The sequence below is a fragment of the Parablautia muri genome (genome assembly GCF_009917485.1).
Lineage (GTDB): Bacteria > Bacillota > Clostridia > Lachnospirales > Lachnospiraceae > Suilimivivens > Suilimivivens muri.
Map to the genome: position 1 here is coordinate 1 of NZ_QZDT01000071.1, position 14,350 is coordinate 14,350.

A 14,350-nucleotide genomic window follows, 5' to 3' on the forward strand; every position below is an offset into this window, starting at 1 on the left:
CTCGTTCAGTCAGAGTTATAAAACTGTCATCTAATGATAACTGTTGGCAATCATTTGTTTTAAACGACATGAAACATACCATCTTTCAAAAGCTATTTTTATTATAGCTCATGAAAGACCAAAAAGCTTGTATTGATTGTAAAATATTAAGCTTCAAGGAACAATTGGGGGCTTTTGACCCCAGCATCATGGCATTGTTTGTTACCGATAACTTACACACTTTATTTTACACTCTCAAGTAAATTGTTATAAGGCATATCGGATGCAAAAGTCTGGTGTGTCTTATTTTTTTACGATAATATTGATATGTTTTTGTTCGATGATTATAATTGTAGTTTCATGTCTATTCTTTAATCCTTTGAGAAGCTGCTCATATTCAGCATTGATTTTTTGTGTGGCCTTTGTGCTTCCGTTTGCGTTGTCAGGGTGATATTTCTTTAATAGTTGTTTGTACTGTCTTCTTAATTCTTCCAGTGTATTCACATCTTTAAAGTATTTTATACCTCATAACCTCTTAAATAAAAAAAGTGCAAAGCCTTAATAATTTAATAGACCTTACACTTCTTAGTTTGTTGGTTATGTGGTTATTTGGTTACGTTTAAAGGGTTATATCTTCAACATTTACTCCTAAAGATGATAACTTTGCAACTGCTAATTTGATAGAATAATCAAGTTCTTTGTTTTCTTGATTACCATTTGCTTTTTTGATGCGTTGTAATTCTGCATATCTGTCAATCGTAATTGTAATTAACTCTTTATCGGACATTTCTTGTACCATCCTTTCACCGCCTTTAAAATTGATGATATTTTATTGATACATCCTTATTATAGCGGATTGTTCAGAAAGTGTAAAGTCTATTCAATTATCAAGGCAGAATAAACGCACGAACGAAAAAACATCTTCGAAGGATATCATTATTTGGCAAGCTCGTCAATTGCATCCATCATATCGTTATCGTATAATACTTTTAGAACAGCAAGGATTACAGGAATTTCTGATTCCAGGTTTCTGCCTATCTTACTACGGATCCGTTTCATGCCCCTATGATAGTAAGCTTTCAATAGCTTTATTATAAACAGGACAAATCTTCTGCTTCAGACGGTAGTGTTTTTAATTTTGTGTCTTTACCCTTCCACCTTATTCCAGAGGCCGGGTGTGGGCAGAGCCCACAAGCCCTTATAAATGCTAGGTTTCCGGCTAATTATAGTTGGTAAAAATCTGCTAAGGAAAAAATCCAAAGACACATAATTATTTACACCCTCGCTCAGACCAAGATTGTGTATTCCGTTCTTTTCTTTGGAGCGTAATTTGTCTTCGCTGAAAACTATATCAAGTGCCCAGTGCAGGTTGTTTTCGATATTCCAGTGCCTGCGTGCGGCAATAGAAAACAGCTCCGCATTGGGCTTGATACTGCACAGGAAATACCGTTCTTCTCTCACTGTGCCATCCGCTCCTGTTCTGGTTATTATTTTTCTCTCATAACCGATGGAACTCAGTTTCTCCCATTCCTTCCTGTCCTCAAACCATTTAATGTCATCCGTTATGAAGTATTCTCTTGTGACTATGCTGCCAGACTTTTTTTCTGTTTCTTTCAGATATTTTCCATCTGCAGCCATGGTTTCTTTCAGCAGCTTTTCGTCAGCAAAGTATTCTTTTACTTCATTATATACAGTTTTCTGGTTTTCCTTCAGTGCAAGGCAGTAATCCCCATGTGCCTTTTTTACGATGGCGCGGGCGGTTTCCTTCTGTGTATTCAGTGCATCTGCTGTAACAACACATCCCCGTAAATCAAGATTCCCCATGGCTTCCTGCATTTCAGGGACTCGTTGCTTTTCTCATCAATACGGGTAGAAGACAGGCAGATACCCCATTCTGTTGACATAACATTAAATTCATTGAGATTGTGCCTGTCTTTGACATCTCTGCTGTCCTTTTTCCCAGTATTATGCGTTTCTTTCTCATCAGCTGCAAAATCAGCTATTTCAGTCCATTCATCATTTCCTGCCAGAACCGCAAAAAAGACAATCCCCACAAAATTGCTCATGTACGGTAAAGAAGCAAGCAACCGAAAACAAGAGATAGACCGCCAGCACACACTATTCCGAACCAAAGAAACCAAAGACCAAAAGACAAGCATTGTGGAAAAATCTAAACTTTTGGATTTTTCCACAAATCCAAACTTAGAAGAAATCCAAACTTTCCTCTGTAAATCCTTTATTCAAGGCATTTTCTGATAAAAAAGTATGGATTTTATATAAGTTTGGATTTGTGGAAATGTGCATAACAGGCTATGGAATCATGGATAACTCTATTCACAGCACATGGAAAAGCTAAAGTGCAGCTTTCCCACGTCCTGCAAACAGAGTTACCCACAATTCCATAAGATAGCCAGTTATACACATTACAGCACAATGCCGACTACTGCGAAATCCCTCTCACTTTATTACCCAAAATCATAAAAACATTATTTTTTCTTTCTTTTTTCGGCTTTGAAATATTCATAAAACTTGACAAATTGCAAGAGTACTGTATAATACAGTACTGGATAATACAACTATGGAGGTGAATTATGTCTACGATTGATTTAATTATTTTAGGCTCATTATACCAAAGTCCTAAAAGTGCGTATGACTTACAAAAACAAATTGAATCCCGAAACTTGTCAAGGTGGATAAAAATTGGTTCTTTTACTGTTTACAAGAAAGTGGTTCAATACGAAAACAAAGGATATGTTATTAGTGAAACTGTTAAGAACGGTAATATGCCCGAAAAAACAGTGTACACAATAACACCAAAGGGAAAAGAAGTTTTTAAAGAATTGATGACTGAATTTTCTTTAGCTGAAACAAGAGTGTTTTTAGATTTTAATGCTGTTATTGTGAATATGGCTTTGCTTGATGAAAGTTCTGCAAATGAATGTATTGCAAATATTAAAAACAGTATTCAGAAAACTAAAATGCAGATTATGGAGCAACTAACAACACATAAGGACATTCCATTATTTGGGCGAACTATAATGGAACAACAATTTTTGCTTTTAGAAACATTGGAAAAATGGGAAGAAAATTTTGAAAAAGAATTGGAGAAAGAAAGGGAAGAAAAATGAGCATGATGTATTTTATATTTTTTAATTTGGTGATTTATTTACCGTTCCACTTATTTGAGGAAGCTATTGGTGATTTTCCAAAATGGATGTATGAGCATAAATGGTTACCCTATCACATGACGCATGGACACTGGATGGCTAACAATCTATTTATTTACTACCCAATGCTTCTTGTACCGGTTTTTTTATTTGTGTTCAATAATAAGTTCGTCTGTTTTGGAGTGGCTATTTTTATATGGGGAATCATAAATTTTGGCGACCATTTTTTCTATACAATCAAAGATAGGAAAATCTCTCCGGGGTTAATAACTGGAACGCTTTTTCTTGTTAATTCGATATTCGGATTAAGAAATTATTATTTGTCAGATTACTTTTCTGTATATCAGTTGATAATAGGAGTTTTGATTGGTGGTGTGCTATTTGGTTTGCCTATGGGATTATGTATTGTTTTATATAAGTTTTTTGATAAGTATATCAAATAAATGTTAAATAACAACTGTAAACCATGCAACGCCCTATGTGGGAGAAAGGGGGAATTATTTATGCCTTGCACAGAAGCATACAAGGAACATATCATGTATAACGGATAAGGGAGGTGGGAGACTTTCGTCCGTTTACCGTTTTTTATGTCTGCCGGAAGGCGCTTATGTTTTGCAATAAGTTTATGTGACGAATAAATATAAACCATTACGTTGTTATACCTTACATCAACATATCTGTTCAGATAATCACCGGGAACAGAGTACTGTCCTTTATCAAACCATATATGGGAGTTTGGACCAGCCTTATGATTATAGGACCATTCACATATCTCAAAGGGCATCCGTGGCAGGGCTCTCAGCATCGGTTTTTCTTCGGTTTCAAAAATAATCTTTCTGCTTCCATTTCTCTTTTGGAATTCTTTGGAATTCAGCTTATCAAGAGCCTCTCTTATGCCACGGTTTAACGCTTCCAGAGAGCAGAATGTTTCATTTCTTAACAGGCCAATGATCTTTCCTGCTGTCTTACCTGCAGAACCTTCTACGCTTGCTTTCTGCTTAGGTTTTCTGACTTCTGCCGGCATGACTGCAGCCTGATAATATTCCGCAAAAGTTAAATATGCATCATTCAAAACGCTCTCCCCATGCTTCGGATGAGTGATAACTCCGGTTTTCAGGTTGCCGCATATGATCTTCAAGGGAGAGAAATGTAGGATAGGAACAGGCTTTTTCCCCTTCATTCTTACATTTTTCACAGTATTCCTCCCAAAGAAGCACTCCGGCAACCCCAACCTTACTGAGTTCACTATGGACATACGCATAGTCGACAAGGGCATAGCTGCTTTTGGGTTTGAACTTATCAGGATAAAAGAAATGATATAATTCATCGTCAGACATCATGAGAAGTTCATCCCATTCCTTGCGGCGCTCATCGGAAACCTGCCTGATCTGCGCAGCAGAATTCCGGGAGACGCCAAGAACACTGGAAATCTCCCGGTCACTTAGATTTTTTTGAAGCAGCTCTATGATCTGCCTCACTCTTGTTTTCTTGAACAGAAAGAAAACCTCCTACTACAATGTATTTGAAGGATAGAATCCTTCATGAAATACAGTTTAAAAGAGGCTGACATGCCATATCAATATATACTAATGCAGACACTATATATAGTAGTGGCTCTCAAGCGTGATAATAATCAGGAGTGGTTTCTTGGCTTTCCGCTTTGATTTTAGATATAATCTGCTGACACTCTCTTGTTTGCAAGGCAACCGATAAGATACGGTTTAACTCGCCCTCGTCATAGTGGTAGCAGTCGGGGAAATACTTAACGATAATACCACCCATGATGTACTTGTGATGGTTCTCGGCTTTGCGTTTCTTCTCGTTCTGTTTTTTCTTTTCGTTGGCTACACGCTGTTTCGCCTGTTCCAATGCCTGCAATGCTTTTTCTAAATTTTTGCTTGCTTCATTTTTGTTTTCAATCATTTCTGATACCTCATTCTTTCTGTGCTGTGTTGATAGTTCCTAAAATAAAAAAGGTAGCCGATTTACTGTTAAAATAAATCGCTACCAAAAGGTAAACGATATTCAGTTTTCATATCATTTTTCTGTCTTGATTTTTTCCAACAAACAGGAAGTTATAGTAAATAACCTATAGCGATGAAAAGATAGCTATACAAGCATTTCCTGTTTAATCTTAAATACATTACACCGCTAAGAACAGAAAATATCATAGTAGAAATTCCGTTCCATATTTCAAGTCCTACTCCTCTTGATACGAAATGAATCGCTCCCCATGTCATAGCCAATATAATACCGCCAAAAGGAATTGAACTTTCTTTTTTCAACAAGGTTTCAATCGCTTTTTGCCCATATATTATGATTAGAATAACAAGCATTACTTCAAATATATAGTATAAATACTGCGCACAAAATTGGAATACGGTTTTACGCTGTGCTTCTCCAATGAACTTTAATGTATGCCAATCAATGAAAGTCATAATTTTACAGCCAATAAAGCAAGCAAGTATTACTATCCAATTTTTCAAAGAAATCTTCTCCGTTTTGTTTCCGCTTATCGGAAAATGATAATATTTCCTTGAAAAAATCAGAAGAACACTAATGAAAAACGCCCATATAAAAACCATTATGATACAATGAATGCTTCTTTGGTGCGTTGTATAATTCTGTATATCTACATGCAGAAATATAACTTCAATTCCAAATATTGATAGAAGTTCAAGCATAAATCCTCCAAATGAAAGTAAACTCAGCCATAAATATTTTGTCCATTTTACTTCTTTAACCATTATCCTCTCCTTATGAAATTCCGACTTATCACTTTTTGCAACTTCCCGACAAATGGGAATTTAACCACCTCTTAATTTAATTTGGGGAAGTATGAAACTCCCTAACAAATATAAATTACACAGATATACAAATAGATTTCCAATATAGGAATAAAGAGTAAAGCGTCCTTTCATAGCAACCTGTGCTGATAATGTCTTTGTATCAGACTGAAAGTAATCGGTCTGTGCCAACACACAGCCCTTAACATTTGAAACAATCGACATTCCGTTATTTGTATGTCTGATTATATTACTTCCATTTTCAACCCCACGCACAATCGCTGTCTTTGCAGCTAATAATGTCATTTCTTTCCAATCCGAAGCCGGAACAATTAGTATATCTACATTATTTCTTCCTGCCTGTTGTATTTTAGACAAAAATGCCATATCAGAACATATAAACGGCGCAATTCTACCATATTCTGTATCAAAACTTTTTAGCATTCCATCTCCTTTTTGGCACAATTCTCCGATTGAACGTCCATACTTAAAATATTCTGATATTAGTTCTCCTTGTGGATTAAATGCTACCGTTTTATTTTCCTTTAAGTCCTCGTAAGGGGTTTTCACCAGTAATGAAACAATCAAATAAATTTCTTCCTGTTTTGCCATATCCGATGCTCGTTGCAAAAGCATATCTTCATCTTGTTTTAAAACCGCTCCATTCAGTTCAGACCAAAAAACAATCTTTGCACCTGCTTGTGCTTCCAACTCTGTTTTTAGGAAAAGTTCATCAGCTACTGATGATAGTTTATTCCTTGTATTGGTAATGTTTTCATCAGTAAATGTATTGGTATAAAATGTAGAATATACATCTTTATCATTATTTAACAGCTCTGAAATCGGAACGGTTACTCCAGCGATCCTGACACTTTTATCTGAATTTCCTACAAAATGAAACATAACAACTCCATAGACAAATACCAAGCCAATTACAGAACCATATACGATTATGTATTTTCTGATGTATTCTTTTTTGCTTTTATTGTTCCAAATCCATATAACCATTGCCGCCGTCCAATACATTAAAAAGATGATTCCGTAAATCCCTGTTACCGTTACTATTTGTAGCAGGTATAGATTTTGGTATTGTGTATAAGCGTCAGACAACCCTCCCAATGCAGGGTATATCAGATAAATGATATACTCTATTGATACCATTATACTTGCAAAAATAATAGTATCTTGAAATCTCATTTTTGATTTCGACCAGTAGATATATGGTAAAACTTTCAGAAAAGACAGCAGGATTGCTACTATTATACATATCTTTATATCCATTCCAATGGCTCTCCAAAACTGGACAATAAAACCAATGGCATATATTGAACTAATTATAAGGTAGACTTTTCGAGTACGATTAAGATAAATCATACATAGAAACAAAATTGGATAAATCCACGCAAAAATCGGGATACACCATTCTCCATTGGACATTACATAAATTAAAAAAGTTAAGATTATGAAAACTGCAAATCGGTTATTTTTCATTGCTAAACTCCTTACTTACATTCTCTATAAACTTCAATTTGAAGAATTGTTCAATGTCATTATCTTACCTCAAAGACATACACAATTCCATTAAATTTTGCTTAATCTCCCTTTGCCCTACTATTAGCAATCATCATCTGCATTGCCCGTTCCCTCTGCTCGGTACTGACCGCCCTCGGCTTACGGTAGCTGACATATGATTTCGGAAAGGAATAGGTCTTAGATACCTCGTCCTGCCCTGTCAGCTTGTATATGTCGGGAAAGTCGGCAACAAGCGTGTCAAGTTTCCGCATGACCGCTTTATCCCTTGTATAGAGGGTGGCGGTCTGTTCTCCTGCATTGCAATTGAGAATACTTTCCTGCTCGTATCTTGAAAGTTTCATAAAGTCATATCTCCCTTTCCTTTGCTGTGGATTTTGTGCTGTTTTCCCTTGGCAACTGTCGGCTGTTCCGCCTGTGCCTTTGCTTTGGCTAACCTTGTCTTTATGGAATGGTCACGCTCGGTAACTTTCCGTCTTTTGATGGTGGCGGTCAATTCCGCACACGTTTCTTCTGACAGGGAATTTAATTTCTTTAAGGTGGTCCTTACTATCTGCTTTGTGTTATCGTCTTTTATCTGCGGAAGAATAGCAGACGGACTGGCGCACGTTTCCACCTTGCCCTGCTCCCCCAACTGATAGATTAAGTTGATTTTATCAGTGTTAAAAGGTATCTGTATATTAGCGCTCTCGCATAAACGCTCCACGCCCACACACTTAGGGATATTTCTTGTCAGTTCGTAATTATCCCTCGCTGTGATTGTTCCATGACTGTCGGTCTGCCTTACCTCAACTTCGCACTGGCTTTTCTGCTCCAACACAAGTCACTGGTATTTGTCGCTTTCTTTGGTAAATACGCTCTGATGCGCATTGGAGTGTGTCTTGCTACGGATATATTTGTCGGTGGTGCTGTAATAGTCTAAAATCTGTTGTTCCTGCTTTTTATTCATGGTCTTTGCCCTCCTGTGATATGGATTGATATGATTGATTGGTTGCGGTGCTTATATATGATTTTTTCTCGTTACTTGTCGGGAGTTTGAATTGCGGAATATCATTGTTGGGTATTTCTCCGCTTGAGGGAATAGGAGTTCATTTCATACGGTAATTACTGCATGAAAAAAGACTATAACCGTTACTGTCATAGTCTTTTAAGGATTGAGGAAGTCCCTTTGTTTACTTGTATTTGTTTGTCATCCCCCGCACTATCCAACATCGGACGGATCCACACTCTATTTTGCCCGTGAGAAAAAAGAGCATGAAGGGGTAAAGGGAACCCCAGTGGAAGATTATCAGGGAATCCCTGTCCACGACCACGAAAAGACAGACTTTCTATCATTATGGCTCAGGCCACCAGGAATGCCTCGCCCATATCCTGCGCTATCTTAAAGACAGCATGGAAAACGAGCCGGAGCGAACATGGAATATGGAATAAGGAAATGCGTTCACTGATACAGGAAATGATCCATTACCGCAACGGCATGGCGCCCGGAACAGAATGTGATGCAGCTAAGGTGCGTGAACTTGAGAACGAATATCGCAAAATACTGCTGAAAGCAAAAGAAGAATACGAATACGTTCCGGCAAATGAGAGTATTATAAAGATGGATATAACCTGTACCTTCGGATGGATGAATACATGCCGGAACATCTGCTGTTTCTCCATGATCGCAGGGTACCGGCCACCAATAACGAAGCCGAGAGGCTGCTGAGAAACTATAAGAGGAAACAGAAGCAGACTGTGACATTCTGTAGTGGTCAAGCATTTTTGTAACATTTGTGGCTAAAAATTTATTGGATTGTTGCTTGGAGGCTATCGGAACTGTCATGTTGTGTCAATGGTGCTTTGCACCGCTGTGCGGCCATGCCATTGACAAAACCTGCCATCTCCGATTTTGTATGATCTAGCAATCCAATGATGGGGCATGCTCCCGCCTCTCCTTATGCTGCCGTCCGTGCCTGGTATGACGTGCGGTAGCCGTTATAGCTGTGCGGGCGTACATGGTTGTACGTGACATAAGCGAATTCCTCCACGGTCTGGTACAGTTCCTCCTCTGTCCGGAACTCATAGAGCTTGGTACATTCATTCTTCAGGGTGTTGAAATACCTTTCCATTGGCGCATTGTCGTATGGGTATACGGCTTTGCTCATGCTCTGTGCCACATGGACGGATTCGCAGAATTCTATGAAAGCCTTCGATGTATACTGGCTCCCCTGGCTGCTGTGCAGGATCAGACCTCCCTTTGCCGGATGCTGGGAATCCAATGCCTTTTGCAGGGTGCGTACAGCCAGAACACTGGTGATGTGTCTGTCTATCACGCTGGCAGCCACGCTCCTGTCATAGAGGTCTATGATGGCGTAATTGTACCGTACATCCCCGTTGCGCAGGAACAGGTATGTGAAATCCGTGCACCATTTCTGGTTCGGCTTGTCTGCATGGAAATCCTGATTCAGTTTGTTGCCGAATACTTTATGGGGCTTCCCTGGCTTTGCTCTAGGTTTCTTTGGGCGGGCGATGGAATGCAGGCCCAATTCCCCGTTCCTATATTGATGGATTGTTGTCTGGCTGTAGCCGTCCCCCCCCTGCGCTCCAGATAGGCGGCCATGCTGCGGTATCCGTCCACTCCATTGTGGTTTTCTTCGATCTGCTCCTTGGCTTTCTCTTTTTGGGCATAATAATCCGCCTTCCGGTGTTTCCGGTAGTTATAGCAGGCATTGGGGCAGATCCCCAGCCGCAGCCAGCGGATGCCGAATTCCTTATGGTGTTGTTCGATAAACCGATAAGCCTCTCATCGATTTTCTTCGCACAGAATGCCGCCGCTTTTTTTAGGAAGAGATTTTCCTTCCTCGTATCTTCCAGTTCCTTCCGTAACCGGAGGTTCTCCTTCATAAGTTCCATTTCATTCGGGGCATCAGGATTGGTTTGGGCTTTCGCCGGGCACTCTTTGCTGAATTCGTTGCACCCTTGGAGATGCTGGCTTTTGATACGCCATATTCAGTGATGATGCTTTTGTAAGTCCGTCCTTCTTCCTCATGGAGACGAACAATCTTCTTCTTAAATTCGGGGGTGTAGTTCTGTGACATAATGAGTATCTTGTTTCTTGTGATTTTGATTATATCTCATTAGCCACTTCTGTTACAACTTTAGTATAGCACATCACTCTTTTGCATAGGAGAGTATGCCGTAGATGCCTTTTGCCAGCCGGTAATAGCATAAGAAAACTTTTTCCTTTACGGGATTGGCTGTCTGTATGATGGAAACCTTAAGGGCATTGGTTTCTGATTCCATGGAAATCACTGCAGGAAACGCCATGCATAAGGAGATATAAAAGTTAAGTGCGTTGACTGCTTTAAGCTTGCGCACACGAAATTTTTCAAACTGGAACATCTGCTTTTTGCAGCGGAAATATTCTTCGACTTTCCAGCGCGAGAAGTAGGTTCTTGCCACCCGGATTACATCATCTTTGGATTTGATTTCTTTGTTGGTGGCAAGCATCATCGGATGCTCTGTGATGCCATAAACAAGCATCAGATAAATATCTTTTTTGGATGCAGTAATCTGCACTTTTACATGGGAGAGATAGGCTTCATGTTCTTTCCCTTTGTAAAACACACTGGTTTTGACTTTGCCTTTTCTGCGGTTGCGAAGCTCTGGAGCCATTGTCCATTTGTTATGATACAGCAGCTTACGCTTGGCAGTCAGACGAATGACATAATCCTGGTCAAGTTCATCCAGTTTCAGAAACATCTTATTGTCATCGTATTCTCTGTCCATGGCAAAAGTTGCTTTACCAAAAAGAGCAGCGCCCTGTTCTATGGCATGTAAGGTAATTGTATTTGCAGACTTATAGTCTTTTTCCAGTGAAGAATGGATGTGGGAGAAAATGCTGACAGGATGATTACTGGCTGTAAGGACACAGGCTTCTGTAACATGGCAGCCTTTTTTATAAACATTTTTTGTGGCAGAACTTTCAGAACCATCCCTGACAATGCCCAGGGCTTCGAATTTATAACCGTCAGGTTTTACAACATCGCGGTCATCAATGTGAATCACAGGTTCAGCAGGAACCATCTTTTACCTGCTGGAGATAGGAAGCCGCCGCAAGCGCCGGGGTTCCTTTATCAAGGTGCCTGGATAAGATTTGTAAAAGTTAAAATTTTTCGTTTTAAAGAGTAAGTATTTGATGTAAAATAAGCCATAAGGAATCCTTTCTTTTTTGTTTAGTAAGATTTTTGTATGATAGCTTTATTTTACATCAAAAGGGAATGAGATTCCTTATATTTTGGGCATTTTTTGAAAGTTGTTCACCACGATACTCATAAAATCAGGGGCTTGTGGATAAAACTGCGGAAACTAAAGTTCCTAAACCCCTTGATTTCACAGCATTTTCGTGGTATTCTATTTCATGTAATCAAAGAAAAGTTCTTCGGGGCAGGGTGTAATTCCTATTTCTGAAAACGTGATAAACAGGGCATTTGTGAGGTGTGTATAAGATAATTTACACAGATTTTACACAAAATGAATTGTTTAGAGCCTTAATATGATAATTTAATATTTGGACACATGCATAAGTCCATTATTAGTTATAGAAATATAACCAATAGCGGGCTTATTTTAGTGCCTAAATAAACCAATTCAAATTTCCACACAACCATTCTTAAAACGCCTATATGAGCCTCACAGAGCCTTACAGGGGCATTCTAATGCAACTCATAACAACAATCCTATCCAACTTAAAACAGCGATTTCATAGCCATAACAAATTTCAGATCATAATCACGAAGGGAGATGATAAATGATGTACGGTAAAGTTACAAGATATTTCCATGATAGGGGATTTGGGTTTATTCGTGGTGAAGACAGCAACACATATTTTATCCATCACTCAAAAGTGAATGGGGAATATATTGATGCAGGTTACTATCTATTCTTTAAACCATTCCAGAATGACAGGAGTGATTACAACGCAAAAAATATCATGGTGATTGAGGCACCGGAAAGGAAAAGAAAGCATGGCAAAGCACGTAAGAAACATAAATGAACTATCAAAAGCAATACAGCCAGTATTTTAAATATGGTAGACACGCTAGCAGAGCGAGTTTACGAAACACTGAATTACTATTTACAAGATTATTATACCGGATGGACACCTTCAAGCTATCGGAGAACACAGGATTTTCTTCATTCAGCTGTAAAGGTAGACGCACATCCATATAAAGACGGTGTAAAAGCAAGCGTATATATTGATTATGAAAGTATGGACAATTATGTAAATGCGACCGGTTTTCAAGTGGCAGCATGGGCAAACCAGGGCAAGCATGGAGGTTTGTCAGTAAGCCATGAACCGCATGTGTGGGATGATACCGTGAATGAAACTTTAAATAATGGGACTTTATTAAAAATGGCAATACAATATTTAAAAAGTAATGGAATATCAGTAAGAAATTAGGAGGATTAAAGTAAGTGTCAGTATTGAAGAAGGAATTTATAGACAGGATGGCAGAAACAGGCGGAATTACCAAAAAAGAAGCCAGAAGGGGACTTGAATTATTCATTGAAACGCTTATGGAGTGCATGAGTGAAAATGAAAAGGTGATGTTTTCAGGATTTGGCAGGTTTGAGATGAAAACCGCTAAAGAGAGAAAAGGCAGAGTGCCTTTAAGCGGGGAGGAATGTATTGTGCCTGAACATAAGAAAATGAAGTTTTATGCAAGTGATACGTTGGCTGATAAGATAGATGAAATTCTGGAGGAAAATGATACATATGGGATTGATGAATAAAGTACCAAACTGTGCTGAATGTGATTTTATGAAAAAGTATGATTACGGTAAGAAAATTTATTATTGTGACCATACAGACAGGATTGACGATATGGGGAAATTGAGTGTAGGGGATTTGCCGGAAGGAAGCCCTGAATGGTGTCCGTTAAGAGAGAAATAGTATAGGAGACATTATATGCAGTTCAAAGAATTAGAATGGAAAGATATTATATCGGACGGAATTACTGTATGCAGCCATTGTGAAATTAATTTATGTGGTGTGATAAAGATGGAATTCAAGATTAATCATGAACCAAAAGAGGATAAATATCTTTTATATTGTTTTGGTAAAGGCAGTCTCAGAAGATTACAGCCTGAAAAATATGATTCTGTAGAATTGGCTAAGAATGCGGCATATAGGATATACAGTAATGAGATGTCAAGGATCAAGAATGCGGTTGATTATTTGGTGGCAGAAGATTGCTATTAGTGGACTGCTGCCGCATGGCAGTAAATTCCGCTGTGAAATTTCAACCGAGCAAAATCTAACGCCCACGATTTCGTGGTGGTTAAAATTCAGGAGACAATCATTTGGTTGTGAGTGAAATACTAAAGTGAAAATTCGCCTATGTAAAAGTATTTCACTTAGATATAAATTGCTATTACAGGGCAAGCAAAATAAACTGTAATACCAATATTCAAGAAATTCTAATAACTGTCAACCACTTCACTGTGCAAGTCTGCACAATGAGATTCCAATAAATAATAATTAGAAACTAAATATTTGAAAATAAAAATTATGAGTAAAAGACCGCGCTGTTTTGGTGTGGTCTTTTTGTAATGCAAAAACTTAACATTTCTGGTTATCCAGTATAACGAGTTAGAAATGTCAGATATGGATATTTTGTTGAGTTTTTGAAAAGTGAATTTTTAGAAGTATATAGGGGTATTGAATTTCAACATACCTTATAAAATCGTTCTCCGAATAGAGAAGTATAAGTTATGTGATGTCCCGAAATGGGATGTCACACAGAAAGAGATAAATAAAAGAGTAAAGTTCTATTTTGATGATTATTTAGAGGAGGCTTTATCTATGAATAAGAAAAAAGTAATTTACAACTATAACATTGA

The 14,350-nt window shown here is 38.2% G+C and carries 20 protein-coding genes and 2 pseudogenes; 8 read left to right on the forward strand and 14 right to left on the reverse strand.

Annotated features, from left to right (window positions below):
- Nucleotides 1-282: 282 nt before the first annotated feature.
- From D5281_RS27045 to D5281_RS22110, 5 genes are all read right to left on the reverse strand, one after another.
- The gene (locus D5281_RS27045) at nt 283-483 is read right to left on the reverse strand and encodes a DnaJ domain-containing protein (protein ID WP_334296634.1); all 201 of its coding nucleotides are present in this window, start codon (nt 481-483) and stop codon (nt 283-285) included.
- A gap of 115 nt (nt 484-598) precedes the next feature.
- Nucleotides 599-778 (reverse strand): hypothetical protein, encoded by a 180-nt coding sequence (locus D5281_RS22100; protein ID WP_160562123.1) that lies wholly within the window; start codon nt 776-778, stop codon nt 599-601.
- Nucleotides 779-915: 137 nt separating this feature from the next.
- A complete protein-coding gene (locus D5281_RS26145; RefSeq protein ID WP_277935540.1) occupies nt 916-1,038 on the reverse strand; it encodes a hypothetical protein in 123 nt (40 codons plus the stop codon).
- 87 nt (nt 1,039-1,125) lie between these two features.
- A complete protein-coding gene (locus tag D5281_RS22105) occupies nt 1,126-1,803 on the reverse strand; it encodes an ISAs1 family transposase (RefSeq protein ID WP_160562124.1) in 678 nt (225 codons plus the stop codon).
- On the reverse strand, nt 1,755-2,033 hold the full coding sequence (locus D5281_RS22110) for a transposase family protein (RefSeq protein WP_160562125.1): 279 nt from the start codon (nt 2,031-2,033) through the stop codon (nt 1,755-1,757). The genes D5281_RS22105 and D5281_RS22110 overlap by 49 nt, the downstream gene beginning before the upstream one ends.
- 537 nt (nt 2,034-2,570) lie before the next feature.
- Between D5281_RS22110 and D5281_RS22115 the strand changes: the two genes are divergently transcribed.
- The gene (locus D5281_RS22115; protein WP_160562126.1) at nt 2,571-3,107 is read left to right on the forward strand and encodes a PadR family transcriptional regulator; all 537 of its coding nucleotides are present in this window, start codon (nt 2,571-2,573) and stop codon (nt 3,105-3,107) included.
- A gap of 5 nt (nt 3,108-3,112) precedes the next feature.
- Nucleotides 3,113-3,589, forward strand: coding sequence for an HXXEE domain-containing protein (locus D5281_RS27275; RefSeq protein ID WP_408637308.1), 477 nt, complete (start codon nt 3,113-3,115; stop codon nt 3,587-3,589).
- Here D5281_RS27275 and D5281_RS26150 read toward each other — a convergent pair.
- From D5281_RS26150 to D5281_RS26155, 7 genes are all read right to left on the reverse strand, one after another.
- Nucleotides 3,490-4,473, reverse strand: coding sequence for a Mu transposase domain-containing protein (locus tag D5281_RS26150; RefSeq protein WP_277935541.1), 984 nt, complete (start codon nt 4,471-4,473; stop codon nt 3,490-3,492). The two genes, D5281_RS27275 and D5281_RS26150, sit on opposite strands and share 100 nt — an antisense overlap.
- Before the next feature lie 290 nt (nt 4,474-4,763).
- Nucleotides 4,764-5,069 carry a hypothetical protein gene (locus D5281_RS22130; protein WP_160562129.1) on the reverse strand — a complete coding sequence of 102 codons (306 nt, stop codon included), beginning with the start codon at nt 5,067-5,069 and terminating at the stop codon, nt 4,764-4,766.
- A gap of 152 nt (nt 5,070-5,221) precedes the next feature.
- Nucleotides 5,222-5,893 (reverse strand): hypothetical protein, encoded by a 672-nt coding sequence (locus D5281_RS22135; protein WP_160562130.1) that lies wholly within the window; start codon nt 5,891-5,893, stop codon nt 5,222-5,224.
- Between the two features lie 60 nt (nt 5,894-5,953).
- Nucleotides 5,954-7,423, reverse strand: a complete 1,470-nt coding sequence (locus D5281_RS22140) for a nitrilase-related carbon-nitrogen hydrolase (RefSeq protein WP_160562131.1) — start codon at nt 7,421-7,423, stop codon at nt 5,954-5,956.
- Between the two features lie 101 nt (nt 7,424-7,524).
- On the reverse strand, nt 7,525-7,806 hold the full coding sequence (locus tag D5281_RS22145) for a hypothetical protein (RefSeq protein ID WP_160562132.1): 282 nt from the start codon (nt 7,804-7,806) through the stop codon (nt 7,525-7,527).
- On the reverse strand, nt 7,803-8,282 hold the full coding sequence (locus tag D5281_RS22150) for a transposon-transfer assisting family protein (protein WP_330585241.1): 480 nt from the start codon (nt 8,280-8,282) through the stop codon (nt 7,803-7,805). Before D5281_RS22150 ends, D5281_RS22145 begins: the two co-directional genes overlap by 4 nt.
- Nucleotides 8,283-8,285: 3 nt before the next feature.
- Nucleotides 8,286-8,411, reverse strand: coding sequence for a hypothetical protein (locus D5281_RS26155; RefSeq protein ID WP_277935542.1), 126 nt, complete (start codon nt 8,409-8,411; stop codon nt 8,286-8,288).
- A gap of 229 nt (nt 8,412-8,640) precedes the next feature.
- On the opposite strand from D5281_RS26155, the pseudogene D5281_RS27335 reads away from it, so the two are divergent.
- A pseudogene (locus D5281_RS27335) lies at nt 8,641-9,214 on the forward strand (IS66 family transposase); the annotation flags it as partial.
- 185 nt (nt 9,215-9,399) lie between these two features.
- On the opposite strand, the pseudogene D5281_RS22160 reads toward D5281_RS27335, so the two are convergent.
- Both D5281_RS22160 and D5281_RS22165 read right to left on the reverse strand, forming a co-directional pair.
- A pseudogene (locus tag D5281_RS22160) lies at nt 9,400-10,551 on the reverse strand (IS3 family transposase).
- 64 nt (nt 10,552-10,615) lie between these two features.
- Nucleotides 10,616-11,530 carry a transposase gene (locus D5281_RS22165; RefSeq protein WP_277935544.1) on the reverse strand — a complete coding sequence of 305 codons (915 nt, stop codon included), beginning with the start codon at nt 11,528-11,530 and terminating at the stop codon, nt 10,616-10,618.
- 724 nt (nt 11,531-12,254) lie between these two features.
- Here D5281_RS22165 and D5281_RS22170 point away from each other — a divergent pair.
- Genes D5281_RS22170 through D5281_RS22190 form a run of 5 tightly spaced genes read left to right on the forward strand, consistent with a single transcriptional unit; the run spans nt 12,255 to nt 13,709 of the window.
- Nucleotides 12,255-12,500: a cold-shock protein gene (locus D5281_RS22170; RefSeq protein WP_277935545.1), complete on the forward strand. Its 246-nt coding sequence runs from the start codon at nt 12,255-12,257 to the stop codon at nt 12,498-12,500.
- Between the two features lie 33 nt (nt 12,501-12,533).
- Nucleotides 12,534-12,908, forward strand: a complete 375-nt coding sequence (locus D5281_RS22175) for a hypothetical protein (RefSeq protein ID WP_277935546.1) — start codon at nt 12,534-12,536, stop codon at nt 12,906-12,908.
- A 14-nt stretch (nt 12,909-12,922) separates the two neighbouring features.
- The gene (locus D5281_RS22180) at nt 12,923-13,240 is read left to right on the forward strand and encodes an HU family DNA-binding protein (protein ID WP_330585244.1); all 318 of its coding nucleotides are present in this window, start codon (nt 12,923-12,925) and stop codon (nt 13,238-13,240) included.
- Nucleotides 13,224-13,400, forward strand: coding sequence for a hypothetical protein (locus D5281_RS22185; protein WP_160562133.1), 177 nt, complete (start codon nt 13,224-13,226; stop codon nt 13,398-13,400). Before D5281_RS22180 ends, D5281_RS22185 begins: the two co-directional genes overlap by 17 nt.
- A 15-nt stretch (nt 13,401-13,415) precedes the next feature.
- Nucleotides 13,416-13,709: a hypothetical protein gene (locus D5281_RS22190; protein WP_160562134.1), complete on the forward strand. Its 294-nt coding sequence runs from the start codon at nt 13,416-13,418 to the stop codon at nt 13,707-13,709.
- Nucleotides 13,710-14,350: the final 641 nt, after the last annotated feature.

Excerpts from the sequence above, each read along its gene's own strand:
- D5281_RS22100 (WP_160562123.1), bottom strand. The coding sequence starts at position 778 with ATGGTACAAGAAATGTCCGATAAAGAGTTAATTACAATTACGATTGAC.
- D5281_RS26145 (WP_277935540.1), bottom strand. The coding sequence starts at position 1,038 with ATGAAACGGATCCGTAGTAAGATAGGCAGAAACCTGGAATCAGAAATT.
- D5281_RS22105 (WP_160562124.1), bottom strand. The coding sequence starts at position 1,803 with ATGGGGAATCTTGATTTACGGGGATGTGTTGTTACAGCAGATGCACTG.
- D5281_RS22115 (WP_160562126.1), top strand. The coding sequence starts at position 2,571 with ATGTCTACGATTGATTTAATTATTTTAGGCTCATTATACCAAAGTCCT.
- D5281_RS27275 (WP_408637308.1), top strand. The coding sequence starts at position 3,113 with ATGTATTTTATATTTTTTAATTTGGTGATTTATTTACCGTTCCACTTA.
- D5281_RS26150 (WP_277935541.1), bottom strand. The coding sequence starts at position 4,473 with ATGAATTATATCATTTCTTTTATCCTGATAAGTTCAAACCCAAAAGCA.
- D5281_RS22130 (WP_160562129.1), bottom strand. The coding sequence starts at position 5,069 with ATGATTGAAAACAAAAATGAAGCAAGCAAAAATTTAGAAAAAGCATTG.
- D5281_RS22135 (WP_160562130.1), bottom strand. The coding sequence starts at position 5,893 with ATGGTTAAAGAAGTAAAATGGACAAAATATTTATGGCTGAGTTTACTT.
- D5281_RS22140 (WP_160562131.1), bottom strand. The coding sequence starts at position 7,423 with ATGAAAAATAACCGATTTGCAGTTTTCATAATCTTAACTTTTTTAATT.
- D5281_RS22145 (WP_160562132.1), bottom strand. The coding sequence starts at position 7,806 with ATGAAACTTTCAAGATACGAGCAGGAAAGTATTCTCAATTGCAATGCA.
- D5281_RS26155 (WP_277935542.1), bottom strand. The coding sequence starts at position 8,411 with ATGAATAAAAAGCAGGAACAACAGATTTTAGACTATTACAGCACCACC.
- D5281_RS22165 (WP_277935544.1), bottom strand. The coding sequence starts at position 11,530 with ATGGTTCCTGCTGAACCTGTGATTCACATTGATGACCGCGATGTTGTA.
- D5281_RS22170 (WP_277935545.1), top strand. The coding sequence starts at position 12,255 with ATGATGTACGGTAAAGTTACAAGATATTTCCATGATAGGGGATTTGGG.
- D5281_RS22175 (WP_277935546.1), top strand. The coding sequence starts at position 12,534 with ATGGTAGACACGCTAGCAGAGCGAGTTTACGAAACACTGAATTACTAT.
- D5281_RS22185 (WP_160562133.1), top strand. The coding sequence starts at position 13,224 with ATGGGATTGATGAATAAAGTACCAAACTGTGCTGAATGTGATTTTATG.
- D5281_RS22190 (WP_160562134.1), top strand. The coding sequence starts at position 13,416 with ATGCAGTTCAAAGAATTAGAATGGAAAGATATTATATCGGACGGAATT.